Source organism: Pseudomonas sp. Z3-6, from assembly GCF_051131985.1.
GTDB lineage: Bacteria > Pseudomonadota > Gammaproteobacteria > Pseudomonadales > Pseudomonadaceae > Aquipseudomonas > Aquipseudomonas zanjanensis.
In genome coordinates this window covers 3,767,224-3,791,398 of the sequence record NZ_CP071644.1, presented here as the reverse complement: position 1 = coordinate 3,791,398, position 24,175 = coordinate 3,767,224, and the positions used below count along the sequence as shown (strand labels likewise).

Sequence of the window (24,175 nt, the reverse complement as noted above, 5' to 3'; positions counted from 1 at the left end):
AAAGTCTGCTGAACACATCCCGCAAAACGGTGCTTTGTACCAGCCGACCTATACTTTTAACCGTTTATGCACGGTTTCTTGGTGTTGTAATAAACACCAGATTCAGCATGGCACCGATGCTTCCAGAACGGAGTAGCGGCGTGCCCTGGTCATACATCCTCAGTGCAAGCCCGATGCACCCGACCGGCTGAAGAAGATGCTTTTTTAAACGCCCCCGGACCTCAATGGACATCCTGAAAATGCCAGCACCGTTAATCTCCGTAGAGACGCATTCTGAACTTCCGACACACGCTGACGTTGTCGTGATCGGCGGCGGCATTATCGGGACCTTCACGGCCTATTACCTGGCCAAGCGCGGCATGAAGGTCGCACTGGTGGAAAAAGGCCGCGTAGGGGCAGAGCAATCGAGTCGCAACTGGGGCTGGTGCCGCCAGCAGAACCGAGACGCCCGCGAGTTGCCGCTGTCGACCAAGAGCCTGGATCTGTGGGAGCAGTTCGCCGCAGAGACTGGGGAAGACACCGGATTCAGGAGATGTGGCCTGCTCTATCTGAGCAACAACGAGAAAGAGCTGGCCGGTTGGGCAAAATGGGGTGAGTTCGCCCGTACCGTCAATGTGCAAACCCACATGCTGACGGCGGAGCAGGCCGCCGAACAGGGTCGGGTGACCGGCAAGCCATGGAAAGGCGGGGTCTTTTCACCGACCGACGGCACCGCAGATCCATCCCGTGCCGCGCCGGCGGTGGCACGGGCCATCATCAAGCTGGGCAGCACCGTGCACCAGGGCTGCGCCGCCCGTGGCCTCGAGACTGAAGGCGGGCGGTTATCCGCAGTCGTCACCGAGAAGGGCACCATTCGCACTCAGCTCGCAGTGCTCGCCGGTGGCGCTTGGGCGTCCTCGTTCTGCCGTCAATACGGCATTCGCTTTCCCCAGGCGTCCATTCGTCAAACGATCCTGTCGGTGTCCAAGGGCCCCAAAGAAATACCGGATGCGCTCCATACGGATGAAATCTCCATGACCCGTCGCGCCGATGGCGGGATGACGTTGGCCATCAGTGGCAGAGGGCGCGTGGATCCGACTTTGCAACTGCTGCGTTTCGCCCCGCAGTTCCTGCCAATGTTCCAGCGCAGGTGGCGCAAGCTGGCTCCCGGTGGCCTCGAGGGTTTCCAGTCGGGACACGAAGGCTTGGGTCGCTGGCGGTTGGACCAGCCAACGCCGATGGAGCGCATGCGAATCCTGGATCCGAAAGCAGACGCCTCGACGGTTGAGTTGACTTACAAGCGCGCGGTAGACCTGATCCCGGCGCTGAAGGCGTCGTCGGTCACCGCAGCCTGGGCAGGCTATGTGGACAGCACGCCGGATGGCGTCCCCGGCATCGGCGAGATGGCCAGCCTCCCTGGCCTGGTGCTGGCGGCGGGGTTCAGTGGTCATGGCTTCGGCATCGGCCCGGGGGCGGGCCACTTGATCGCCGACATCATCTGTGACATGACCCCACTGGTCGATCCGCGGCCTTATCACCCGGACCGTTTCCAATCTTCGTCCTGGGGCAAGGTGGCGGAGTTCTGAGCAAAGGATCTCCAAGCCACGACACCATGAACGGGCGCCTCCTGAAAGGGATGCGCCCGTTCTCGTTCTTGCAGGGGCAGTGCGGGCGTAGATTCTGCCGCACACAGCGGTTCACGTGTTTTTTTGCGCACCATTTGCGCCCGTAAATCCCTTGAAAACGGCGCAAATGCCCGCGCTTGGCGCATCCCGCACAGTCTGCTGAGCAGGCCCCGAAAAACGGTGGTTTGTGCCAAGCGACCTATACTTTTAACGGTTTATGCACGGTCTCATGATGCTGTAATAAATCCGTGATGCAGCGTTGCACCCAGGCTTCCAGAACGGCGCAACTGCTTGCCCCTCATGACCTCAACCATCACTCAGGACTGCACTCATGAGCTTCCTTCGCCCCAAGTTCATTACCTTTGACTGCTACGGCACGTTGACCAACTTCCAGATGGGCACCATGACGCGCGAGCTGTTCGCCGATCGGGTCCCTGCCGAGCAGATGGACCAGTTCGTCAAGGATTTCTCGGCCTATCGCCTGGACCAGGTGATGGGTGACTGGCGGCCATATGATGAAATCCTCAAGACTGCCTTGTCCCGTGTCTGCAAACGCTGGGGCGTCGAATACAAAGGCGAAGGCCAGCTCTACTACGATGCCGTACCGACCTGGGGCCCCCATGCTGATGTACCGGCAGGCCTGTCGAAAATCGCCGACAAGATCCCCCTGGTGATTTTCTCCAACGCGATGGACGAGCAGATCATGTCCAACGTCGACAAGCTCGGCGCGCCTTTCCATAAAGTCTTCACGGCTCAACAAGCCCAAGCCTACAAGCCGCGCCTGGCCGCCTTCGAGTTCATGCTCGATAACCTCGGCTGCGGGCCGGAAGATGTCCTGCACGTGTCCTCGAGCTTCCGTTATGACCTGATGCCGGCCGACGACATGAAGATCAAAAACAAAGCGTTCGTGGCTCGCGGTCATGAACTGCCTGGGAACGTGGGCTACAGCTACCACCAGATCCCGGACATCGGCGGATTGGCCGGTCTGGTCGGTCTCTGAGTCTCTTGGCACTCTTCAAGGCATAAGGGGTTAGACATGGGCAGTGAGTCTTACTGGCTCGATACCGCACCGGCATTCACCGGTGCCCAGCTCGGTGCGTTGCCCGGGCAGGTCGACGTGGCCATCGTCGGGGGTGGTTTCACTGGCCTGGCCGCGGCCCGGGCCCTGGCCTTGAAGGGCGCCAATGTGGTGGTGCTGGAAGGCGGGCGGGTCATTGGCGAAGCGTCGGGACGCAATGGCGGCCAATGCAATACCGGCGTTGCCCAGGACTACGCGGCACTGAGCGCCAGCCTCGGCGCCGATAAAGCGCGCGCCTATTACCTGGCCTATGAAAGCGCCGTGCAAAGCGTTGTCTCGCTGGTGGAGCAGGAGCAGATTGCCTGCGACCTCAAGCGCAATGGCAAGCTCAAGCTGGCGGCCAAGCCCCTGCATTACGAAGGCTTGGCGCGCACCTGCGAATTGATCCGGCGGGAGGTCGATGCCGAGGTCGAGTTGCTGTCTGCCCAGGAAACCCGCGCTGAAGTCAATTCGGCCCAGTTCCATGGCGGCTTGCTGCAGCGCAACGGCGTGCAGATGCATGTCGGGCGCTTCGGAGTCGGGTTGGCCGAAGCCGCAGCCCGTCATGGCGCGTTGATCTTCCAGGGTGTATCCGTCACGGACTGGAAAGCCAGCGCCGGTGGCTATCGGGTCAATACCACCAAGGGTTCGCTCCAGGCCACGCAGGTCCTGCTGGCCACCGGCACCTCTCAGCAGGGTGGGTTGGGCTGGTATCGGCGGCGGATCGTACCCGTGGGCAGTTTCGTGATCGCCACCGAGGTGTTGCCCCAGGCGCTGATCGACAGCTTGCTGCCGGCCCATCGCTCCTATGTCACCAGCCGCATGATCGGCAACTACTTTCGCCTGACGCCGGACAACCGCCTGCTGTTTGGTGGGCGTGCGCGGTTCGCCATGTCTGACAGCGTGTCGGATGCCAAGAGCGGCAAAGTCCTGCATGCGGCGATGGTGCAGATGTTCCCGCAGTTGGCTCACGTGAAGGTCGATTATTGCTGGGGTGGACTGGTGGACATGACCTCCGATCGGCTGCCCCGGGCCGGCCAGCACGGCGGCATTTATCACTCCATGGGCTACAGCGGCCATGGCGTGCAGATGTCGGTGCACATGGGCCAAGTCATGGCCGACGTCATGGCAGGCAAGGTCGAGGCCAACCCTTGGCGCGAGCTCGATTGGCCAGCCATCCCCGGACATTTCGGCAAGCCCTGGTTCCTGCCCCTGGTCGGTGCGTATTACCGCCTTCAAGACTATTTGCATTGAGTTGCGGGGGACGCTTCACGTTTCAACACATTGCGTTAATCGCGAGCCATCGAGCCTTATCACTTCCGAAAGGTAGAACTGACATGACTGACAAGAAAAACAGTATCGACACCCAGCTGATAACAGGTACGGAAAGTCTGCGCATCTTCGAAGGGCTCAATCGCGGCATGTCGCGCCGCAATGCTTTGCAAATGCTCGGATTGGCCGGGGTGACGGTGGCGGGCGCGGGTAGCCTGTTCGGCGCCGCCGGCAAGTTGTTCGCCGATGAGCAGGCCGCAACCCCTGGCAAAGGCAAGCCTGGCGGTCGCATCCGTGTCGCAGGCTCGACCAGCTCCACCGCCGACACCTTGGACCCGGCCAAAGGTTCGTCGTCCACCGACTATGTGCGCCATTACATGTTCTATAACGGGCTGACGCGTTTCGACAGCCACATGGTGCCGCAACTGGAACTGGCCGAGCGTATCGAAACCACCGACGCCACGCTCTGGGTGATCAGCCTGCGCAAGGAAGTGACCTTCCACAATGGCAAGGCACTGACCGCCGCCGACGTGGTGTTTTCGTTGTTGCGGCACAAGGACCCGATCACCGGCTCCAAGGTCTTGCCGCTGGCGTCGCAGTTCGCCGACGTCAAAGCCGTCGGCACCCATGAAGTGCAGATACAGTTGACCGGCCCCAACGCTGAATTGCCGTCGGTGCTGGCCGTTTCTCACATGCTGATCGTTCCCGAAGGCACCAGCGATTTCAGCCAGGGCGTCGGTACCGGTCCGTTCAAGGTCAAGGAGTTCAAGCCTGGGGTGCGTTCCATTGGCGTTCGCAATACCAATTACTGGAAACCCGGCTTGCCGTACCTGGACGAAATCGAATTCATCGGCATCGCCGACGAATCGTCGCGGATCAACGCCCTGTTGTCGGGGGACGTGCACATCGTCAACGAGGTCAACCCGCGTTCGACCACTCGCATCAAGGCCAGCGCCAAGCACCAGGTCATTGACTCACCGTCGGGCAACTACACTGACTTGATCATTCGTCAGGACCAGATGCCTGGCAAAAGCCCGGAATTCACCCAGGCCATGAAGCTGCTGCTGGATCGGGAACAGATCAAGTCAGCGATCTTCCGGGGTTACGCCAGGGTCGGCAACGACCACCCGATCGCCCCCGGCGCACGCTTTTACAACGCCGAGTTGCCACAACGGGCCTACGATCCGGAACAGGCCAAGTTCCTGCTCAAGAAGGCCGGCATGGCAGACATCAGCATGCCGCTGATGTGCTCGCCAGCGGCGACCGGCTCGGTGGACGTCGCGGTGTTGCTGCAGCAGTCCGCCAAGGAGGCCGGGCTCAAGCTCAACGTCAACCGCCTGCCGAGCGATGGCTATTGGTCCAACCACTGGGCCAAGCACCCGCTGAGCTTTGGCAACATCAACCCACGGCCGAATGCCGACATGCTGTTCTCGCAGTTCTTCCAGTCGAGTGCACCGTGGAATGAATCCGGCTGGAAAAACGAACAGTTCGACCAACTGTTGATCCAGGCCCGCGGTGAAACCGACGAGGCCAAGCGCGGCAAGATGTACGGCGACATGCAAGTGCTGGTGCATGAGCACTGCGGTATTGGCGTACCGGTGTTCATCAGCAACATCGATGGCGCCGATCAGCGGGTCAAGGGTTATGGCGCCAATCCCCTGGGCGGTTTCATGGGCTACATGTTTGCCGAGCAAGTCTGGCTGGACGCCTGATGAACGTCGGGTTTGGGCCATATTGCATGAGGGTCGGATGATGAATAGCAACACACTCTGGTTGATTGGCCGCCGCCTGGGGGCGGCGGTCGTGACCTTGTTGATTGTCTCCATGGTGGTCTTCGCCATCACGGCGGTACTGCCGGGAGACGCGGCGCAACAGGCGCTGGGGCAGTTCGCCACGCCAGAACAGGTGGCGGCCCTGCGGACGAAAATGGGTTTGGACCAGCCCGGTGTGTTGCGATACCTGCACTGGCTGACGAGCCTGCTCAGCGGTGACCTGGGCATGTCGATGTCCAACGCCATGCCGGTCATCGATCTGATGGCCGGCCGGGTCCCCAACACGTTGATGCTGGCGGCTGCCACCGCGTTGGTGTCGGTGCCTGTGGCCTTGGCCCTGGGCATCGGTTCGGCCATGGGCCGGGGCGGGCGCATCGACAGCTTCCTGAGTTTTTTCACCTTGACCATGGTGGCGGTGCCGGAATTCCTGGTCGCCACCTTGGCGGTGCTGATCTTCGCGGTGAACCTGGGCTGGTTGTCGGCGCTGTCCTACGCCAGTGACATCACCTCACCCTGGCAATTCATGCGCACCTACGCATTGCCGGTCATGACGCTGTGTTGCGTGATTGTCGCGCAAATGTCGCGCATGACCCGGGCGGCGGTGATCGATCAGCTCGACAGCCCTTACGTGGAAATGGCCCGGCTCAAAGGCGTGAGCAATATCCGCATCGTACTTCGGCATGCCTTGCCCAATGCCATCGGCCCCATCGCCAATGCCATCGCCCTGAGCCTGTCCTACTTGTTGGGCGGGGTGGTGATCGTCGAAACGATCTTCAATTATCCCGGCATCGCCAGCCTGATGGTCGATGCCGTGACCAACCGCGACATGGCCCTGGTCCAGGCCTGCACCATGTTGTTTTGTACGGCGTACCTGGCGTTGGTCTTGATTGCCGACCTGTGCGCGATACTGTCCAATCCGAGGCTGAGAAACCAATGAACAACCTCATTGTGAAGTCCCCGACGGCGGCCGTTGCGCTGGGGTTGGGCAAAGACGCCCACGCCAAGTCCTGGCTGGGCCTGGTCGGTGCTGCGATGTGTGTGATCTGGTTGCTGGTGGCCATCTTCGGCCCGTGGCTGGCGCCACATCCGGTGGGGGAGGTGGTCTCCGACAACGTGTTCGACAGCCTCAGCGCCACGTATCCGTTAGGCACCGATTACCTGGGCCGCGACATGCTCAGCCGGATCCTCGTCGGCGCGCGCTTCACCGTCGGCCTGGCGTTGGTGGCCGCGGTGTTGTCCAGCACCCTGGGAACCAGTCTGGCATTGCTGTCGGTGGTGTCGCCCAAGTGGCTGGATGAGTTGATCAGTCGCCTGATGGACGCGTTCATTTCGATCCCCAGCAAGATGCTCGCGCTGATCATGGTCTCGGCCTTCGGCTCTTCGGTCACCTTGCTGATCTGCACGGCGGTGTTGAGCTACACCCCCGGCGCCTTCCGCATCGCCCGCAGCATGGCGGTGAATATCGAGGCCCTGGAATACGTGCAAGTGGCCCGTACCCGGGGCGAGCGTCGCCTGTACATCGCTTGCGTGGAAATCCTGCCGAACATCCTCAACCCGGTGCTGGCGGACCTGGGCCTGCGCTTTGGTTTCATCGTGCTGCTGCTCAGTGGCATGAGTTTCCTGGGGCTGGGCGTGCAACCGCCAGATGCCGACCTGGGCTCGCTGGTGCGCGAGAACATCGGTGGGCTCAATCAAGGGGCACCGGCCATCGTGATTCCAGCACTGGCCATCGGCACCCTGACCATCGGCGTGAATCTGTTCATCGACCGGTTGTCGTCGCGACGTAGCCGACGTTCGGGAGGTCATTGAAATGAGCGAGTTGATTCGAGTACAGGACCTGCGCGTGGTCGCCTGTGGCGAGCGTGGTGAGGTGGACATCGTCAAGGGCGTCAGCTTCTCCCTGCAAAAGGGTGAAGTGTTGGCGTTGATCGGCGAGTCCGGTTCCGGCAAGACCACCATCGCCCTGGCGCTGCTCGGTTATGCCCGGCGCGGGTGTCGGCTGGCGGGCGGCGTCGTGCAAATCGGCGAGCATGACATGCTGGCGTTGGGCGAAAGCCAGTTGCAGAAGTTGCGCGGCAATCGGGTCTCCTATATCGCCCAGAGCGCCGCCGCGGCGTTCAACCCGGCGAAAAAACTGATCGATCAAGTGGTGGAGGGCGCGCTGATCCATGACTTGGGTAGCCGGGCCGTGCTTGAGGCCAAGGCCATCGAGTTGTTCCGCGACCTGGCCTTGCCAGACCCTGAGCGCATCGGCCAGCGCTATCCCCACCAGGTGTCCGGCGGACAATTGCAACGGGTGATGGCGGCCATGGCGCTGATCAGCGATCCGTTGCTGGTGGTGCTCGACGAGCCGACCACGGCCCTGGATGTGACGACCCAGATCGATGTGCTGCGGGCCTTTAAACGGGTGGTGCGTGAACGGGGGGCCACGGCCGTCTATGTGTCCCACGACCTCGCCGTCGTGGCGCAGATGGCTGACCAGATCGTCGTGCTCAATGGCGGCGAAATCTTCGAACACAGCGCCACGGCGCCTTTGCTCAAGGCTCCGGCCCACGAATACACCCGCAGCTTGTTGGCAGCGGCGCGGCCGGACACGACGATCCGTCCGCCGAGCGACATCGCCCAGGACACGCCACTGCTGACTATCCAAGGGCTGACCGCCGGCTACGGCAACAAGAACGCCCAGGGCATGCCAGCGATTCGGGTGTTGGAAGACATCGACCTGACGGTTCGCCGAGGCCAGGCCATTGGCGTCATTGGCGAGTCGGGTTCTGGCAAATCGACCCTGGCACGGGTCGTGGCCGGATTGCTGGTGCCGGCCCTTGGCGGGCTGACCTTCGATGGCCAGCCCCTGGGGGGCAGCCTGTCGTCGCGCACGAATGAGCAGTTCCGACGCATTCAAATGGTCTTTCAGAATGCCGACACTGCCCTCAACCCGATGCACAGCATCAGCACGATCCTGAGCCGTCCGCTGAAGATGTACTTCGGCCTCAAGGGCGCGGCGTTGCGCGAGCGTATCGGCGAATTGCTGGACCTGGTGCGTTTGCCGCGCACAATGGCGGACCGGCGGCCGAACGAACTGTCCGGCGGCCAGAAGCAACGGGTCAACCTGGCCCGGGCCTTGGCGGCCAAGCCGGACCTGATCCTCTGCGACGAAGTGACCTCGGCGCTGGACACCGTGGTCGGCGCGGCGATTCTCGAACTGCTGCGCGATCTGCGCCAGCAACTGGGAGTGTCCTATCTGTTCATCAGCCACGACATTTCCACCGTGCGCGCCTTGTGCGACGACATCGTGGTGATGTACAGCGGGCACAAGGTCCAGGCCGGTAGCCGCCAATCCTATGCCGAGGCGCCGTTCCATCCATATACCGACCTATTGATCCATTCCGTACCGGAGCTGCGCCAGGGCTGGCTGGAAACCTGCGGCGCAACGACTTGCCAGACGCTGCCGCCCGTTGGCCCGAAAGCCAGCGTGCCCGGGCTGTGTACCTTCCTCAGTCGCTGCCCGGTGCGGGTAGACGGGCTGTGCAATTGCGTCGCGCCGCAGCGGCGGATGATTGTCGGCGGCAGCGAAATCCTCTGCCATCACGACAGCGCCGAACTGATGAAAACCCAGCAATCGAACAATCTGACCGTGGCGGCGTACGCATGAAACCCCGTGTATTGGAGATTCTCAAGCGGCTGATGGCCTTCGATACCGTCTCTTCGGAATCGAACATGGCCTTGATCGAGTACGTACGCGATCTGCTGCTGACCAAGGGCATCGAGTCGCTGATCGTCCAGGATGAAAGCGGCCAGAAAGCCAATCTGTTTGCCAGCACCGGACCCCGGGACGTGCCGGGGGTCCTCCTGTCCGGTCATACCGACGTGGTGCCGGCGGCGGGGCAGGCCTGGACTGTCCCGGCGTTTGAGGCGACGGTGCGGGAAGGGCGGATCTATGGTCGGGGCAGTTGCGACATGAAGGGTTTTATCGCACTGGCCATCGACGCCATGCTCGATGCCAGCGAACAGCCATTGAGCCGGCCATTGCAACTGGCGTTGTCCCATGACGAAGAGATCGGGTGCGTGGGGGTGCGTCGTTTGCTCGATGTGCTGCACCTGGCACCGGTTCGGCCGTTTCTGTGCGTCATCGGCGAGCCGACCAATATGCAGTTCGTGCTCGGGCACAAGGGCAAGGGTTCCTACCGCACCTACTGTCGCGGCCTGGAAGCGCATTCCTCACTCGCACCGCGTTCGGTCAATGCGATTCACGTGGCCTGCGATTTCATCGCCGCGCTGCGCCAGAGCCAGCAGCAGTTGCAAGAGCAGGGGGCACGGGATACCGATTACGATGTGCCCTACAGCACCGTGCATGTCGGCCAGATTGTCGGCGGCAAGGCGCTGAACATCGTGCCCAACCTGTGCACCCTGGATTTCGAAGTGCGCAACTTGCCAGCGGACGACCTGGACGGGTTCCTCGAACAGATGCGCGAGCGGGCCGAACTGATCGTGCGCGAAGCCAAGAAGCTCTCCAGCGTGGCCGCGATCGAAATCGAGACCTTGAATGTCTACCCGGGCCTCGATACCCATCCGAGCGTCGACGCGGTGCGTTTCCTGAAAAACTTTGCCGCCCCGGACACCGGCACCGCCAAAGTCTCCTTCGGCACCGAGGGCGGGTTGTTCAAGCAACGCCTGGACGTGCCGGTGGTGGTCTGTGGCCCAGGCTCGATAGAACAGGCGCACAAGCCTGACGAGTTCATCGAGATCAGCCAACTGGTCGCAGGCGAGCGTTTTCTGCAGGGGCTGTTGGGCTCGATGCGCATCTAATCGTGCCACGGTAAAGCCTGCCGTCGAATGCTGATTTTCAGCATTCGACGGCTGTAGGACCGGCGTTTTCAGCATCCTCATCCATGGCGACTCAATAGACTGGAGACTGTCTCAGAACAGGACTCCACGCCATGCTCAAGAATCGCCTGAAAGACCCCAGCCTGCTGGTAGAACTCGCTTACATCGACGGTCAATGGGTCGGCGCCGACAACGCCGAGACCCTGGACGTCATCAATCCGGCCACTGGCGAAGTGCTCGCCAAGGTGCCGGCGATACAAGGCAGCGAAACCCGGCGCGCCGTCGAAGCCGCCGACCGTGCCTGGCCGGCCTGGCGTGCACGTCCGGCGGCAGAACGGGCGGCGCTGCTGGATCGTTGGTATCAGGCCATGATCGACAACCTCGACGACCTGGCGTTGATCCTGACCTGCGAACAGGGCAAGCCGCTGACGGAAGCCCAGGGCGAGATTCGCTACGGTGCCAGCTTCGTCAAATGGTTTGCCGAAGAAGCCCGACGGGTCTACGGCGAAACCATCCAGGCCCCCAGCGGTGACCGCCGCTTGCTGACCCTCAAGCAACCGGTCGGCGTTTGCGCCGCGATCACCCCGTGGAACTTCCCCAACGCGATGATCACCCGCAAGTGCGCGCCGGCCTTGGCCGCCGGTTGCACGATCGTGGTCAAGCCGTCGGACCTGACCCCACTGTCGGCCTTGGCCCTGGCCGTGCTGGCCGAGCGGGTCGGCATTCCCGCCGGGGTGTTCAATGTCGTCACTGGCATGCCTGTCGGCATTGGTGAAGAGCTGACCGGCAACCCAACGGTGCGTAAGCTTTCCTTTACCGGTTCCACCGCGGTCGGTCGGCTGCTGATGCGCCAGAGTTCGGAGCACATCAAGCGCTTGAGCCTGGAGCTGGGGGGGAACGCGCCGTTCATCGTGTTCGACGACGCCGACTTGGAACAGGCGGTGGCCGGCATCATGCTCAGCAAATTCCGCAACGCGGGACAGACCTGCGTCTGCGCCAACCGAATCCTGGTGCAGGATGGGATCTATGAGCGCTTCGCCCAGCGCCTGGTGGAGGAGGTGGGCAAGCTCAAGGTCGGCGATGGCCAGGATGACGGCGTAAACATAGGTCCCCTGATCAATGCGGCGGCGGTCAGTAAGGTCGCTCGACACATCGACGAGGCCTTGAGCCAGGGCGCTCGTCTACTCTGTGGTGAGATTCCCCAGGGCGACAGCCAGTTCGTCCAGCCGACGGTGCTCGGCGAAACCCATGCCGGGATGCTGCTGGCCAACGAAGAAACCTTCGGCCCAGTGGCGCCGCTGATGCGCTTTGGCACTGAAGAAGAGGCGCTGGCCTCGGCCAACGCAACGCCTTATGGCTTGGCCGCGTATTTCTTCACCCAGGACCTGCGCCGCTCGTGGCGGTTCGGCGAGGCGCTGGAGTTCGGCATGATCGGTCTCAATACCGGGCTCATTTCCATGGACGTCGCGCCCTTTGGCGGGATCAAGCAATCGGGCCTGGGGCGTGAAGGCAGCAAGTACGGCCTGGACGAATTCCTTGAAGTCAAAGCCTTCCACATGGGTGGGTTGTGATCCGGTCAGCGTTTGAAGAGAGGAGGCACGGTTGATGAGCAAACCATTCAGAATCGCCGCGATTGCCGGCGACGGCATTGGCAAGGAAGTCTTGCCGCAAGGGTTGCGGGTATTGGAGCAGGCCGCAAAGAAATGGCAATTGGATTTGAGCATTGAAGTGCTCGACTGGGCCAACTGCGATTATTACCTGGAGCACGGGCAGATGATGCCCGACGACTGGTTCGAGCAGCTCAAGGACTTCGACGCGATTTATTTTGGCGCCGTGGGCTGGCCGGACAAGGTGCCGGATCATATTTCCCTGTGGGGTTCGCTGTTGAAGTTTCGTCGGGACTTCGACCAGTACGTGAATATCCGTCCGGTGCGGTTGTTTCCCGGTGTGCCGTGCCCGTTGGCAGGGCGCGAAGCCGGGGACATCGATTTCGTGGTGATTCGCGAAAACACCGAGGGCGAATATTCCTCGATTGGCGGCAAGATGTTCGAAGGCACCGAGCACGAGTTCGTGCTGCAGGAGTCGGTGTTCACCCGCCGTGGCGTGGACCGGATCCTCAAGTTCGCCTTCGACCTGGCCCAGACCCGGCCGCGCAAGCGCCTGACCGCGGCGACCAAGTCCAACGGCATTTCCATCAGCATGCCGTACTGGGACGAACGCACGGCCCTCATGGCGCAGCAGTACCCGGACGTCACTTGGGACAAGCAACACATCGACATTCTGTGTGCGCGCTTCGTGCTTCAGCCTGATCGTTTCGATGTGGTCGTGGCGTCGAACCTGTTCGGCGACATCCTGTCCGACCTCGGGCCGGCCTGCGCTGGCACCATCGGCATCGCGCCGTCGGCCAATCTCGACCCGGAGCGACGTTTTCCCTCGCTGTTTGAACCGGTTCATGGTTCGGCGCCGGATATCTATGGACGGAACATCGCTAATCCGATTGCGATGATTTGGTCTGGGGCCTTGATGCTGGATTTCCTTGGCAACGGCGATGAGCGTTATCGTGCGGCTCATGACGGTATTCTCAGGGCCATCGAGCAGGTCATCGCAGAGGGGCCGATTACGCCTGACCTGGGCGGGCAAGGTTCGACCCAGGAGGTTGGAGCGGCGATCGCCGCGGCGCTTTGAGCCGAGGCAACGCCCGGTATTGATTCTTGTTGTGTCACTCTTTAGCCCGTCTCACTGCGGGCTTTTTTTTGGGGCGCGTCCCAGGACGCAAACTACTCGACAGCCTTGTATATTTCGGCCAGGTCGCACAGGTCCCAATTTCCGCCCGTCAACACCACACAAACCTTTTCATCCGGCTTGACGTTGATTGCACCCGCCAACAAAGCCCCGATACCAATCGCTGCGGCGGGCTCGGCTATCAATTTTGCATCCTTGGCCAGGACACGCATACCTTCAATGATGTGCTCTTCCTCAACCAGAATGATCTCATCCACGTACCGCTCGATAATCGGGTATGGATTCTGCCCCGGGACGCTGATTCTCAACCCATCCGCGATGGTATTTTTCAGCGGTAGCGTCGTACGTTCTTTGTTTATCCTGCTCTGGTAGTACTTTGGCGTTAAGGCAGGCTCTACGCCGACTACGCGCACCGATGGCCTGGTTTCCTTGATGGCCGTGGCAATGCCCGAAATAAGGCCACCGCCGCCCATGGGGATGATGACCGTATCGACATCTTGCAGATCCTCCAGTATTTCGCAGCCGATTGTCCCCTGACCGGCCATCACCAAAGGATCTTCAAACGCGTGAACGACTGCATAGTTATTTTCTTCGGCGATTTCATACACTCTTTTCCATCTGGCAGCCGTGTCGCCATCGAAAAGAATCACTTGCGCTCCAAGCGCCATGGTATTGGCAATTTTGATTTTTGGAGTGGTAACCGGTAGCACCAATATCGCTTTCACCCCCAGCATTCGGGCCGCGTAGGCAAGCCCTTGGGCATGGTTGCCCGACGAGGTGGCAATAATGCCATTGGCGATCTCATCCCTGGGTAACGAAAGTGTCTTGTTCAGAGCACCTCGAATTTTAAAAGCCCCGGTAATCTGCAATGTTTCCGGTTTCAGATAGAGCTGGCAACCCACGGCAATCTCTATTTTTTCTGCACGTAATAGCGGTGTATGCCTGATGTGAGGTCTCAGCCGTTCCTGGGCTTCTTTTATATCGTTGATCGTTGGATAGTCACGCATAGTAATTACCTTTCCAGATCTTAGTGTTGAATGACTGAGTTCAAAGAAAACCAAAAAAAGTCCCGACGTTGTTCTCTAACGCGTTTCGGTAGATTTTTTCGGAGCTCGTGTTGTCCTGTATGGCCATGCCCGTAGAATCGAAAACAGTGATTTCCTCATCACTTTCCCTTCCGGGCTTTATGCCCAGCAATATCTCGCCGATCTCTCCATGGATATCGGACTTGACAATGATTCCCTTATTTAACGGATGCCACGTTTCACCTTTTTCGATGCATTGCGAAATCGAGTCATTCACGATTTTTGCATGCCTGAATATCGCGGGATCCAGCTCTTGTTTACCTTTTTGATCCGTACCAATAGCGATGATATGTGTACCCGGTCTTATCCAGCCCGCTTCGACAAGCGATCCTGTTCCACGGGTCGTGGTAATCAAGATGTCAGCTTGCTCGACAGCTTCTTTCTTCGAGTTCGCCACGATCACGGGAATGCCAAACTCACGCTCGATATCCACTTTATATCGGCAAAGGGCATCCGGATTTCTGCTCCACGCGTGGATTTCTTCAATGTCCATAACCTCGCGGATTGCCCGGATTTGCATTCGGGCCTGGTTTCCGGTGCCTATGGTTGTAATTTTCCTCGAGTTCTTTCTTGCCAGTACTTGTACCGAAATGGCTCCGGAGGCTCCGGTTCTGAGGTGGGTGAGTAAACTCCCATCCATGACGCAAATCAACGCACAGCTCCTCGCGTCAAACAGGAGAACAGTCCCCATGCTGTTAGGTACGTCGTGAGTTGCCGGATTGTCTATGAATCCTCCTGAAGAGGCCTTCATGGAGATCAGTTCATTGGTTTTACAATAACCAATCTTGAAATCGATTTCCCCACGAGGCGGCGGGAGGTGAATCCCGATATAGTCGGGCTGTACAACTTGCTCGCTGTTGAACGCTTTGTATGCCTGCGCCACAGCGTCTATGACTTCCTTCATCGATATCAAACTGGCAACTTCTTCTTTTGTCAGCAACAGTGTTTTCAATTTACGTTACCTCGCTGTGCTTTAAATCACGGGCATACGCTATACGGGCCTAATCACGCTGGCGGGAGAAAGAAGGTTTTCAGCTCTGGGAAGGGATCCAGGCGACCTTGAGGAAGAGATTCCGCTAAAGCGGATTTGAATAAAAACTTATGATTTTTTGGCCGACGCTTCGAGCGTGCGCGCCTGAGCGTCAATCGAGTCCCCGGGGGCTTCGGGACCGTGCTTATCCTCGTCCATGGATTTGCGAAATCCCCTGATCGTGTCCCCAAGATCCGTCCCCAGGCCTTTCAGGCGCTTGGTGCCGAACAGCAGGACCAGGATCGCCAGGATAATCAGCAATTTTCCGATACTGAAGCCACCTAATCCCATTGTCTTTACTCCGCGAGTGATGTGATCGGTATTGGGGTGGGCGCCGGCAGAGGACAACTCATCTGCCGGCGCTGATACGCTTCGGGTTACTTGCAGACGTAGAACTTGCGCACATAGACGCTGCTCTTCCAGGCGCAGGGAGCGCCTAGCGGTACGAACACCGTATCGCCCATGTTGACCGCCAGTTGGGTCCCGCCGGCGATCTGGAGAATGATGCAGCCCTCGATCAGGTGCATCAATTCATGCATCGTATGTGGCCGCGCCTTGCGGGTATAAGGGGTCGAATCCCAAATGCCGATGCGCAGGTTGGTCGCGTCCTCGACGAACAAGTTGTTCGAGCGACATTGTGGCGTCGGGCTCAGCAGGAACTCTTCACTCGGAGGCGTCGAAGGGGAGAGCAGGGTGTGCGGGGGGAGAGCGGTCAGCCCTATGTTGCCGGCTTCAACCGGTTGGATATCGGCACAGAATGCCCAGAGCGAACCCGGTTGCGCCTCGATCCGAACCGATGTGCCGCGGGCAATCACGGCGCTGTCACCCGGATTGAGTTCGAGCGAGTGCTCCTGGCTCTGCAGGGTGACGTGTCCCGCGTGGACAACAATCGTTTCGCTGTAGGGGTGGTCATCGGTGCTGAATTGCCCGCTCGCTTGGACGATGCCGGCAGCAATGTCATCGGTCCCGACATAAGCGATCTGCCGGTCGAAAGGATCGTTGGCGCCCAATGAGCCGCGGGTGAATGCCGTGGACGCGGGAGTGCCGTTGGCATGGGCCAGCAGCACGGCAGTGGGTTCTAGCATGAGGGTGTTTCTCCAGGAGAGTGGATGGTATAGCGGTGATGGAGGGGCGTCAGCCGATGGCCTGGGTCACCAGCGCAAATTGATGTACGCCGCCGCTGGCCTGGGGCGGGGTCCCGCGGACCATTTGGGCGACGGTGTCGACCTGTTTCAACCCGGCTTCTTCCAGCCAGGCACCCAAGCCGCTGTCGGGCAGTACATCCATGCGCACGAAAGCGTCCGGTACTTGCGCCAATAACACGGCGATCAAGTACCTGGCCTGCCCTGGATTTTCTGCCACGACCGGGCCGATGTAACGACCGCGGCCGAAGGGACGCAGAATGGCGAATCCGCGCAGTTGTCCATCGCGCTCGATGCCCACGACGTCGTCGACACTGTCGAACAGATCGTTGAGCACGGTATGCCTGTCCAGGCCGCTGCCGGCATTGGCGAGTTCGATCACCTCGTTTCGATCGGTGTCGGCCAGGCGGCGCAGGCGCTCACCGGATGGCAGGTCCGTGGAGGCAGGGGGCAATACGTTGCCCTGATGCTGCTGGATATGCCCAAAGTCAACGAATCCCTGGCTGGCATAAAGGGGCGCGCCGGCCAACGTCGCATTGAGCACCGCGGTCCGCGAACCGCACGCTTCGAGCGCCAGTTCCATCAATCTGCGCCCGATGCCCTGGCCCTGGTACTCATCGCTGACGATCACCAGGCCAATCGTGGCGTAATCACCCTGCGGGCAAGTGAACGCGGTACCGATCAGACGCCCTTCGTCCTCTACGACAAAGCCTTGGGAGACACGCTGCAGCATGGCCCAGTCTTCCAGACGGTGGGGCCATTTCAACTGCACGGACAAGGCATGGGCCGCCGCCACATCGGCAGCGGTCATGGGGCGGTAGGCATAGACAGGGCGTTGCGAGTTGGACATGACAGATCTCCATGGACAAGGGAGCGTGACCGGTCGGATTTCTCCGCTGAAAGTATGGGTATCTCACCTGCCGCCAGGCCTGACAAGAGGCCGGCATTGATTCGGTAGATTGCATAAGTTGCGGCTTCACGCGCCGCAGTTATTGCTCAAATCCGCAGCCGGCCCAGCAGCAAATATCAGCGTCTTTTTTGTCGGTGCTTATGCAGACGCATGGGCTGCGCGGGTCAATAACGTCGCTGGCGATCAATCTGGCCGAGCATCGATTCGCCGCGTTGATGCCGACGGATATTTTCCAGCAGCACGCCAAAGGCGCTTTCGGGTTGGGTCATCGCCGCGATATGCGGCGTCAGCACTATCTGAGGATGTTGCCAGAACGGGTGATCCGGTGCGGCCGGCTCCTGTTGCAGGACGTCGAGCACCGCGGCACTGAGTTGACCGCTGGCCAAAGCCTCGAGCAGGTCCGCTTCTATCAGGTGCCCACCGCGGCCCATGTTGACCAGGGCCGCGCCCTGGGGCAGGTGTCTGAACAATTGACGGTTGAGAATCCCTTGGGTCTGCTCGGTCAATGGCAAGACACAGATCACGATGTCGCATTGGCCGAGGAACGCCGGGAGTTGTTCGTTACCGGCAAAGCAATCCACGCCAACGATAGTGTGTTCGCTGCGTGCCCAGCCGGATAAGGCGAAACCAAAGGTCTGCAAGGTGGCCAGGATCTGCTGGGCCTGCATGCCAAGCCCCATGACACCGACCCGACGCTGGGCCGCCGGTTGCAGCAAGTGCGCCTGCCAGCATCGGGCGAGCTGTTGCTGGCGATAACGGAGCATATCCCGGTGCAGGCTGAGCACGGCGAAACTGGCGTACTCGCACATGCCCCGGGTGATACCAGGATCGAGTAGACGCACCACCGGCAGGGACATCGGCAGGCGATCAAGGTCGAGTTGGTCGACCCCGGCCGACAACGCGAACAGCACTTCAAGGTTCGGCAACAGTGCTTCGAGGTCATCCGGCGCCTGCCAAGCGGCGAGGTAGCGAATGTCCTTCGGATCGCCGATGTCCGGCCAGGCACGCCATTCGATATCCGGCGCGTGCTCGGCGAACAGACGCTTCCATTGTTCGCCGCGTACCGGGTCGGCTTTATAAAGCAGGGCCATGGGTCACTTCTCGTAAAGGATAGGGAACATCCAGCATGCCCGAGTGGTAAAGCAGGATGTATCAAAAGAGCCTGCGTAATCCGGCGACACTGCGTTGTATGGGGCGTTTGCCGGCAGATTCCATGGGGCTGGAGGCGGCTGAAGGAATCTGCTGTTTGCCAGGGTGAAAACAGTCGATCCGAATTTCCCAGAGGCCAAGTTCGGCTTAGACAATTGCGTCGAACGCTTAACCTGTGGAACACATCGCAACCGTTTCCCGGTTGCCTGGTTCACTGTGGGAGATGCCATGAACAGTAAAGTCGAAGAAACCCCAAGCTTGCTCCGTCAACGCGATCAATTCGTGCCACGGGGTCTGGTCACCGCGCATCCGCTGGTCATCGACCGGGCCCAGGGTGCCGAGCTGTGGGACGTGGACGGGGCGCGCTATCTGGACTTCGTCGGCGGCATTGGCGTCTTGAACATTGGCCACAATCACCCGAAGGTGGTCGCGGCGGTGCAGGCCCAACTGCAGAAGGTCAGCCATGCTTGCTTCCAGGTCGTGGCCTACAAACCCTACCTCGACCTGGTCAAGCGCCTGTGCGAGCTGGTGGGTGGCGAGCAAGCCTACAAGGCGGCGCTGTTCACGTCCGGCGCGGAGGCGGTGGAGAACGCGGTGAAGATCGCCCGCGCCCACACCAATCGTCCCGCCATCATTTCCTTCCGTGGCGGTTTCCATGGGCGTACCTTGCTGGGTACGACGCTGACGGGCATGAGCCAGCCCTACAAGCAGAATTTCGGTCCCCTCGCGCCTGAGGTCTTCCATACTCCGTACCCGAATGCCTACCGCGGTTTCAGCAGCGAAATGGCGTTGCAGGCCCTCAACGAATTGCTGGCGACCCAAGTCGCTCCGGATCGCGTTGCAGCGATCATCATCGAGCCGGTGCAGGGCGACGGCGGCTTCCTGTCCGCGCCGCCAGAGTTTCTCCAGGCGCTGCGGGCCCTGACCGAGCAACACGGCATCGTGCTCATCCTTGATGAAATCCAGACCGGCTTCGGCCGTACCGGCAAATGGTTCGGTTTCCAGCACGCCGGGATTCAGCCGGACCTGGTCACCGTCGCCAAGAGCCTGGCAGGTGGTTTGCCCATCTCCGGCGTAGTGGGGCGTGCGCACATCATGGACGCGCCCTTGCCCGGTGGCCTCGGTGGTACCTATGGCGGTAACGCCTTGGCGTGTGCGGCGGCGTTGGCAGTGATCGAAGCTTACGAACAGGAGCAGCTACTCGAGCGCGGCAAGGCATTGGGCGAGCGGCTGCGTCAGGGCCTGCTGCGCTTGCAGGCACGTCACCCACGTATCGGCGACGTACGCGGCACCGGCTTCATGCTCGCCATCGAATTGATCAAGGACGATGAGGCCCGCAGCCCCGACGCCGAACTCACCCAGCAACTGATCGACCAGGCAAGGGTAGGCGGGCTGTTGGTGATCAAATGCGGGGTGTACCGCAATGTCCTGCGCTTCTTGGCTCCCTTGGTCACCGAAGAAAGCCAGATCGACGAAGCACTGAACATTCTTGAAGCAGCTTTGCTACGCGTGTTGGATTAATCTCAGGTCTCGGTCGGCACCTGTAACGAGGTGCTGACCGAGGGCATTTAGCGCAGATGGATTGATGAATGCATCATGGGAGGCGACACATGCACCTGACTGAATATCGCGCGCTGCTGATCGATTGCGACGAAGTCCTGGTCGATAGGGACTCCGGTGTCTGGACGGCCCTGCAACCCTTGCTCGACAACCACCCGGGCACGCCAGACAGGGACGCGGTGTTGGCGGAATTCGACGCGGCGGTGCGCGGGCTTTATCCGCGTTTCTCCGAACTCGGCTTCAGTGGTTTGTTGTGCTTTGCCCATCGTCAACTGGCAGAGCGCCTGGGGCTCAAGGTCAGTTGGGAGGAGGGCATGAGCTTTGCCCGTTCTGCAGGCAACTGGCCGCTGTTCGAGGACGCGCCCGGCGCGATGTTGTACCTGCGCAAATTCTATCGGTTGCTGGTGTACTGCGACCGCGATGCCGAGGATCGCGAGCCCCTTTGCGAGCGTTTGGGAATTCCTCCCGAGGACTTGCATTCCCGAGCGAACAATCCTTTGGAAGATGAGGCATGGCTGCAGGCGAACGCGCTCAAGCCAGAAAACATCATGCAAGTGTCCAGGCCACCTGCACAAGCGCCAAAGTCAGCGGGCCTGTGCCTGATCCGCCGTGGCCATGAGCCTGATAATCAAGAATATTCTGCCGATTTCTACATCACCAGCATGGCCGACCTGGTCGCTCAGCATCAGCTATCTTTGCGCCGTTGAATTTGCTAAAACCACTGTCAACCTGAAGACAACCGAGGGGTACACGATGGAAGGTTTAATAAAACTAGACCGAATTGATATCAGTATCCTTGTTGAACTTCAAAAGGACGGTCGAATGACCAACGTCAGTCTCGCCGATGCCGTGGGGCTGTCATCCAGCCCATGCCTGCAGCGCGTCAAGCGGCTTGAGTCGGCGGGTTATATTTCCGGCTACAGGGCTCATCTCAACCTGGCCAAGATCACTGACTCGGTCACGGTCTTCACTGAAATCACGCTGAGCGACCACAAGCGCGAGGACTTCGCCAAGTTCGAATCCAATATCCGCTTGGTCGATGAGGTACTGGAGTGCCATTTGATCAGCGGCGGCTACGACTACCTCGTGCGTTTCATGACCTGCAGCATCCAGCATTATCAGGAAGTCATCGAAGGGTTGCTGGACAAGAACATCGGCATTTCCAAGTACTTCAGCTACATCGTCATCAAGTCCCCGGTGCTAAAGGATGGGGTGCCGTTGCGTAGGTTGTTGCGTCACTGATACATCCTGGCGGCAAACCGAGCTTTTGGACTGCTCACAAGCAACAAAAAAATTTGTGCTTGTAGAAAATTTATATTGATTTTTTTTAGGTGTATGCGGCTTTAGCATGAATATGGCCTAAGAAGCCCGGCAGACAGCGAACCCGTTGTCCGTTTGGAAATCAATAAAAATTGCAGCCCGGAGTCCCGATGAGTCTTTCTCCTTTCCACCTCGCAATCCCTGTGTATGACCTGGCCGCCGCACGCACATTCTACGGTGAAGTGTTTGGTCTTTCCGAAGGGCGCTCCAGCACCCAGTGGGTCGACTTCGATTTCTACGGCCATCAATTGGTCATTCATGAGCACCCTAAAACCGTTTCTCAAGAAAGCGTCCATAGCAACCCCGTAGACGGTCACGACGTACCGGTGCCTCATTTCGGGATCATTCTGGAATGGGCACAATGGGAAGCGCTGGCCGAGCGCTTGAGAGCCTTCGACACCAAGTTCGTCATTGAACCCTACATTCGATTCAAAGGGCAGGTGGGGGAACAGGCCACCATGTTCTTGTTCGACCCCTGTGGTAATGCACTTGAATTCAAAGCCTTCAAGGACATGAGTCAGCTCTTCGCAAAATAAATCTACGGCTTTTTCAGAACCTGCTCGGTAATCAGCCGAATCAATAACTTTACCGGCTCGGTGAGGCTACGGCGTGCACGATGAACCAGGCCAATATCGCGATGAAAGGTGCGCTGATTCAGGTCGATGGGGCGCACCCCGGCAGGCCATTCATGGTGGGGTGTGGTTTCCGGCACCAAGGCCACGCCGACTCCGTTTGCCACGAGCTTGATGATCGCATCCAGCTCATCGAGCTCGCAGACTTCATGCAATGGAATATGGGTTTCTCGCAAAAAGCGATCAACTTGGCGCCCGCCGAAAGATGAACGGTCGTACCGAATGAAGGACTGGCTTGATAACAACTCCGCCCAGTCGTCCCCCGGCATATCGGCAGGCACGATCAAGCGGTACGGTTCACGGGCCAATGTTGTCCAGCGCAGATCACTCTGCAGTGAGAAAGGCGGGCGGATGATCGCGGCCATGTCGATTTCACCTGAATCGACCTGGTTCACCAGTTCCATCGAAAGACCGGGGACCACTCGCGTCCTGCACTGCGGGGAGCGTTGGTGGAATTGCGCGAGCGCTTGCGGCAAGAAGGAGCGTTGAACGGAGGCAATCGCACCCAGGGTGATCAACACATCGGCCGGAAGGCCCACCGATGTTGTCCCCAGGCTCTGGAACTGGCGCACCAATTCCTGGCCCTGCAACAGAACTTGATGCCCCATGCGGTTCAGCTGGGCGGAGCGTCCCTTACGGTCGAACAATTCAACTCCGAGCTCCGCTTCAAGCCGTTGCATCTGCGCGCTGACAGCGGCTTGGGTAAGCCCAATCTTGTTGCCCGCCGCAGCAAAGGTGCCTTCTCTTGCCACCGCTATAAGTGTTTTCAGTTCTTTGATCATTCAAAAATAATAATGTTGTTTCGATGGGAGACATATTTATTTTTTTGTAGCAGCCATACGTCCGATGGTGGGCCATTTCAGCTGCGCCCATCGGTGCGGCTGCACAAAAGGGAGCATTTGCTCCCTTTGCCATTCGATTTTCATAAAAACGTAACACAACTGTTGCAGAGTTCTCCGGCCCGTCATCACAAGGAATTTCTTTCAATGAAAAGTTTGATGAAGTCTGCTGCGCTCGCCGTTACGCTTTCTCTTTGTGCCACTTCGGCGACCTTCGCTGCAGAGAACGTCCGTCTGACGGGTTCCGGCGCGAGCTTCCCAGCGCCGATCTACCTGACCTGGTTCAAGGATTTCAGCAAGAAATCCGACGGCGTCACCGTGGATTACCAGTCCAAGGGCAGCGGTGCGGGCGTCCAGGACTTTCTGAATAAAACCGTTGATTTCGCCGCCAGCGATTCGGCGATGAAAGACGAAGACATCGCCAAGGTCGCCGAAGGCGTGCAGTTGCTGCCGATGACCGCTGGGGAAATCGTCCTGGCCTATAACCTGCCGGGCAATCCCAAGGGCCTGAAGTTGCCACGGGATGTGTATTCCAACATCTTCCTCGGCAAGATCACTCGCTGGAACGATCCGCAAATCGTGGCGGCCAACCCGGACCTGAAACTGTCCGATACGCCGATCACGGTTGTCGTGCGTGCTGATTCCAGCGGCACCACCGCGGTATTCACCAAACACCTGGCGACCATCAACCCAGACTTCAAACAGGCGCTGGGGGAGGGCAACACCGTCAACTGGCCGGCCAGTGACAAGTTCATCAAGTCGCCGAAGAACGATGGTGTGACCGCTACCGTGCGCCAGACCCCGGGCGCGATTGGCTACATCGAATACGGCTTCGCCAAGCTCGCCAAGGTTGACTTCGCCCAGTTGCAGAACAAGGCCGGCCAATACGTCGTGCCAAACGCCGAGAGTGGTGCCGAGGCCCTGGCGGCGGTGAAGATGCCAGAAAGCCTGGTGTCCTGGTTGCCTGATCCAGACGGCGCCAAGTCGTACCCGATCACGTCCTACACCTGGATGATTTTCCGCAAGGACAACGGCAATCCGGCCAAGGCGAAGGCCATGCGTGAAATGGTCGAATACAGCCTGACCGAAGGCCAGAAAATTGCCGACTCGATGGGGTACATCCCGTTGCCGGCATCGGTTGTCGATCAGGTTCGCAAAGCTTCCGCCAACATTCAGTAACGCCTGAGGCCTCTCCCGGTGTGGCATGTCAGCCAGGCTGGGAGAGCTTTCCCCCTGT

General features: G+C 59.7%; 22 protein-coding genes. 15 read left to right on the top strand and 7 right to left on the bottom strand.

What is annotated here, in order from left to right; all coding sequences use genetic code 11:
• Window positions 1-239 precede the first annotated feature (239 nt).
• The 10 genes from J3P88_RS16905 to J3P88_RS16860 all read left to right on the top strand — a co-directional run bounded on the left by J3P88_RS16905 (window position 240) and on the right by J3P88_RS16860 (window position 13,214).
• Window positions 240-1,565 (top strand): NAD(P)/FAD-dependent oxidoreductase, encoded by a 1,326-nt coding sequence (locus J3P88_RS16905; protein WP_434570410.1) that lies wholly within the window; start codon window positions 240-242, stop codon window positions 1,563-1,565.
• Window positions 1,566-1,935: 370 nt separating this feature from the next.
• The gene (locus J3P88_RS16900) at window positions 1,936-2,604 is read left to right on the top strand and encodes a haloacid dehalogenase type II (protein WP_250963811.1); all 669 of its coding nucleotides are present in this window, start codon (window positions 1,936-1,938) and stop codon (window positions 2,602-2,604) included.
• Window positions 2,605-2,640: 36 nt separating this feature from the next.
• A complete protein-coding gene (locus tag J3P88_RS16895) occupies window positions 2,641-3,915 on the top strand; it encodes an NAD(P)/FAD-dependent oxidoreductase (protein ID WP_411384670.1) in 1,275 nt (424 codons plus the stop codon).
• 83 nt (window positions 3,916-3,998) lie between these two features.
• Entirely contained in the window at window positions 3,999-5,645 is a 1,647-nt protein-coding gene (locus tag J3P88_RS16890) for an ABC transporter substrate-binding protein (RefSeq protein ID WP_434570408.1), read from the top strand.
• A gap of 40 nt (window positions 5,646-5,685) precedes the next feature.
• Complete coding sequence (locus J3P88_RS16885) at window positions 5,686-6,642, top strand: ABC transporter permease (RefSeq protein ID WP_186728398.1); 957 nt, start codon at window positions 5,686-5,688, stop codon at window positions 6,640-6,642.
• Window positions 6,639-7,514, top strand: a complete 876-nt coding sequence (locus tag J3P88_RS16880; RefSeq protein WP_207965653.1) for an ABC transporter permease — start codon at window positions 6,639-6,641, stop codon at window positions 7,512-7,514. Before J3P88_RS16885 ends, J3P88_RS16880 begins: the two co-directional genes overlap by 4 nt.
• A 1-nt stretch (window position 7,515) precedes the next feature.
• Window positions 7,516-9,357, top strand: a complete 1,842-nt coding sequence (locus J3P88_RS16875) for an ABC transporter ATP-binding protein (protein ID WP_434570406.1) — start codon at window positions 7,516-7,518, stop codon at window positions 9,355-9,357.
• Window positions 9,354-10,511, top strand: coding sequence for an acetylornithine deacetylase (gene argE / locus J3P88_RS16870; protein WP_434570404.1), 1,158 nt, complete (start codon window positions 9,354-9,356; stop codon window positions 10,509-10,511). The genes J3P88_RS16875 and argE overlap by 4 nt, the downstream gene beginning before the upstream one ends.
• Window positions 10,512-10,642: 131 nt before the next feature.
• Window positions 10,643-12,100, top strand: coding sequence for an NAD-dependent succinate-semialdehyde dehydrogenase (locus tag J3P88_RS16865; RefSeq protein ID WP_434570402.1), 1,458 nt, complete (start codon window positions 10,643-10,645; stop codon window positions 12,098-12,100).
• A 34-nt stretch (window positions 12,101-12,134) separates the two neighbouring features.
• On the top strand, window positions 12,135-13,214 hold the full coding sequence (locus tag J3P88_RS16860; RefSeq protein WP_411384665.1) for a tartrate dehydrogenase: 1,080 nt from the start codon (window positions 12,135-12,137) through the stop codon (window positions 13,212-13,214).
• Window positions 13,215-13,306: 92 nt separating this feature from the next.
• On the opposite strand, the gene J3P88_RS16855 is transcribed toward J3P88_RS16860, so the two are convergent.
• The 6 genes from J3P88_RS16855 to J3P88_RS16830 form a co-directional block, all read right to left on the bottom strand.
• Window positions 13,307-14,278, bottom strand: coding sequence for a threonine/serine dehydratase (locus tag J3P88_RS16855; protein WP_434570400.1), 972 nt, complete (start codon window positions 14,276-14,278; stop codon window positions 13,307-13,309).
• A 40-nt stretch (window positions 14,279-14,318) separates the two neighbouring features.
• Entirely contained in the window at window positions 14,319-15,308 is a 990-nt protein-coding gene (locus tag J3P88_RS16850) for an ornithine cyclodeaminase family protein (RefSeq protein WP_434570398.1), read from the bottom strand.
• 147 nt (window positions 15,309-15,455) lie between these two features.
• Complete coding sequence (tatA, locus tag J3P88_RS16845; protein WP_411384662.1) at window positions 15,456-15,677, bottom strand: twin-arginine translocase TatA/TatE family subunit; 222 nt, start codon at window positions 15,675-15,677, stop codon at window positions 15,456-15,458.
• Window positions 15,678-15,763: 86 nt separating this feature from the next.
• Window positions 15,764-16,471, bottom strand: a complete 708-nt coding sequence (locus tag J3P88_RS16840; protein ID WP_434570396.1) for a cupin domain-containing protein — start codon at window positions 16,469-16,471, stop codon at window positions 15,764-15,766.
• Window positions 16,472-16,520: 49 nt separating this feature from the next.
• Window positions 16,521-17,378 carry a GNAT family N-acetyltransferase gene (locus tag J3P88_RS16835; protein WP_434570394.1) on the bottom strand — a complete coding sequence of 286 codons (858 nt, stop codon included), beginning with the start codon at window positions 17,376-17,378 and terminating at the stop codon, window positions 16,521-16,523.
• Between the two features lie 224 nt (window positions 17,379-17,602).
• Entirely contained in the window at window positions 17,603-18,529 is a 927-nt protein-coding gene (locus J3P88_RS16830) for a 2-hydroxyacid dehydrogenase (protein ID WP_434570392.1), read from the bottom strand.
• A gap of 286 nt (window positions 18,530-18,815) precedes the next feature.
• Between J3P88_RS16830 and gabT the strand changes: the two genes are divergently transcribed.
• The 4 genes from gabT to J3P88_RS16810 all read left to right on the top strand — a co-directional run bounded on the left by gabT (window position 18,816) and on the right by J3P88_RS16810 (window position 22,003).
• The gene (gene gabT / locus J3P88_RS16825) at window positions 18,816-20,108 is read left to right on the top strand and encodes a 4-aminobutyrate--2-oxoglutarate transaminase (RefSeq protein ID WP_434570390.1); all 1,293 of its coding nucleotides are present in this window, start codon (window positions 18,816-18,818) and stop codon (window positions 20,106-20,108) included.
• Window positions 20,109-20,197: 89 nt separating this feature from the next.
• Window positions 20,198-20,854 (top strand): HAD family hydrolase, encoded by a 657-nt coding sequence (locus tag J3P88_RS16820; RefSeq protein WP_434570388.1) that lies wholly within the window; start codon window positions 20,198-20,200, stop codon window positions 20,852-20,854.
• A gap of 46 nt (window positions 20,855-20,900) precedes the next feature.
• A complete protein-coding gene (locus J3P88_RS16815) occupies window positions 20,901-21,389 on the top strand; it encodes an Lrp/AsnC family transcriptional regulator (protein ID WP_008146530.1) in 489 nt (162 codons plus the stop codon).
• A 188-nt stretch (window positions 21,390-21,577) separates the two neighbouring features.
• Entirely contained in the window at window positions 21,578-22,003 is a 426-nt protein-coding gene (locus tag J3P88_RS16810; RefSeq protein WP_434570386.1) for a VOC family protein, read from the top strand.
• 2 nt (window positions 22,004-22,005) lie between these two features.
• Here J3P88_RS16810 and J3P88_RS16805 read toward each other — a convergent pair whose 3' ends face one another.
• Window positions 22,006-22,881 carry a LysR family transcriptional regulator gene (locus tag J3P88_RS16805; protein ID WP_434570384.1) on the bottom strand — a complete coding sequence of 292 codons (876 nt, stop codon included), beginning with the start codon at window positions 22,879-22,881 and terminating at the stop codon, window positions 22,006-22,008.
• A 204-nt stretch (window positions 22,882-23,085) separates the two neighbouring features.
• Between J3P88_RS16805 and pstS the strand changes: the two genes are divergently transcribed.
• Window positions 23,086-24,117, top strand: coding sequence for a phosphate ABC transporter substrate-binding protein PstS (gene pstS / locus J3P88_RS16800; protein WP_434570382.1), 1,032 nt, complete (start codon window positions 23,086-23,088; stop codon window positions 24,115-24,117).
• The last annotated feature ends 58 nt before the right edge of the window (window positions 24,118-24,175 follow it).

What these genes read in the sequence shown, in the direction of transcription:
- J3P88_RS16855 (WP_434570400.1), bottom strand. Translation starts at nt 14,278, where the DNA reads ATGCGTGACTATCCAACGATCAACGATATAAAAGAAGCCCAGGAACGG.
- J3P88_RS16880 (WP_207965653.1), top strand. Translation starts at nt 6,639, where the DNA reads ATGAACAACCTCATTGTGAAGTCCCCGACGGCGGCCGTTGCGCTGGGG.
- J3P88_RS16875 (WP_434570406.1), top strand. Translation starts at nt 7,516, where the DNA reads ATGAGCGAGTTGATTCGAGTACAGGACCTGCGCGTGGTCGCCTGTGGC.
- J3P88_RS16860 (WP_411384665.1), top strand. Translation starts at nt 12,135, where the DNA reads ATGAGCAAACCATTCAGAATCGCCGCGATTGCCGGCGACGGCATTGGC.
- pstS (WP_434570382.1), top strand. Translation starts at nt 23,086, where the DNA reads ATGAAAAGTTTGATGAAGTCTGCTGCGCTCGCCGTTACGCTTTCTCTT.
- J3P88_RS16900 (WP_250963811.1), top strand. Translation starts at nt 1,936, where the DNA reads ATGAGCTTCCTTCGCCCCAAGTTCATTACCTTTGACTGCTACGGCACG.
- J3P88_RS16810 (WP_434570386.1), top strand. Translation starts at nt 21,578, where the DNA reads ATGAGTCTTTCTCCTTTCCACCTCGCAATCCCTGTGTATGACCTGGCC.
- J3P88_RS16840 (WP_434570396.1), bottom strand. Translation starts at nt 16,471, where the DNA reads ATGCTAGAACCCACTGCCGTGCTGCTGGCCCATGCCAACGGCACTCCC.
- J3P88_RS16890 (WP_434570408.1), top strand. Translation starts at nt 3,999, where the DNA reads ATGACTGACAAGAAAAACAGTATCGACACCCAGCTGATAACAGGTACG.
- J3P88_RS16805 (WP_434570384.1), bottom strand. Translation starts at nt 22,881, where the DNA reads ATGATCAAAGAACTGAAAACACTTATAGCGGTGGCAAGAGAAGGCACC.
- argE (WP_434570404.1), top strand. Translation starts at nt 9,354, where the DNA reads ATGAAACCCCGTGTATTGGAGATTCTCAAGCGGCTGATGGCCTTCGAT.
- J3P88_RS16830 (WP_434570392.1), bottom strand. Translation starts at nt 18,529, where the DNA reads ATGGCCCTGCTTTATAAAGCCGACCCGGTACGCGGCGAACAATGGAAG.
- J3P88_RS16905 (WP_434570410.1), top strand. Translation starts at nt 240, where the DNA reads ATGCCAGCACCGTTAATCTCCGTAGAGACGCATTCTGAACTTCCGACA.
- J3P88_RS16885 (WP_186728398.1), top strand. Translation starts at nt 5,686, where the DNA reads ATGAATAGCAACACACTCTGGTTGATTGGCCGCCGCCTGGGGGCGGCG.
- J3P88_RS16865 (WP_434570402.1), top strand. Translation starts at nt 10,643, where the DNA reads ATGCTCAAGAATCGCCTGAAAGACCCCAGCCTGCTGGTAGAACTCGCT.
- J3P88_RS16820 (WP_434570388.1), top strand. Translation starts at nt 20,198, where the DNA reads ATGCACCTGACTGAATATCGCGCGCTGCTGATCGATTGCGACGAAGTC.
- J3P88_RS16895 (WP_411384670.1), top strand. Translation starts at nt 2,641, where the DNA reads ATGGGCAGTGAGTCTTACTGGCTCGATACCGCACCGGCATTCACCGGT.
- J3P88_RS16835 (WP_434570394.1), bottom strand. Translation starts at nt 17,378, where the DNA reads ATGTCCAACTCGCAACGCCCTGTCTATGCCTACCGCCCCATGACCGCT.
- J3P88_RS16815 (WP_008146530.1), top strand. Translation starts at nt 20,901, where the DNA reads ATGGAAGGTTTAATAAAACTAGACCGAATTGATATCAGTATCCTTGTT.
- tatA (WP_411384662.1), bottom strand. Translation starts at nt 15,677, where the DNA reads ATGGGATTAGGTGGCTTCAGTATCGGAAAATTGCTGATTATCCTGGCG.
- gabT (WP_434570390.1), top strand. Translation starts at nt 18,816, where the DNA reads ATGAACAGTAAAGTCGAAGAAACCCCAAGCTTGCTCCGTCAACGCGAT.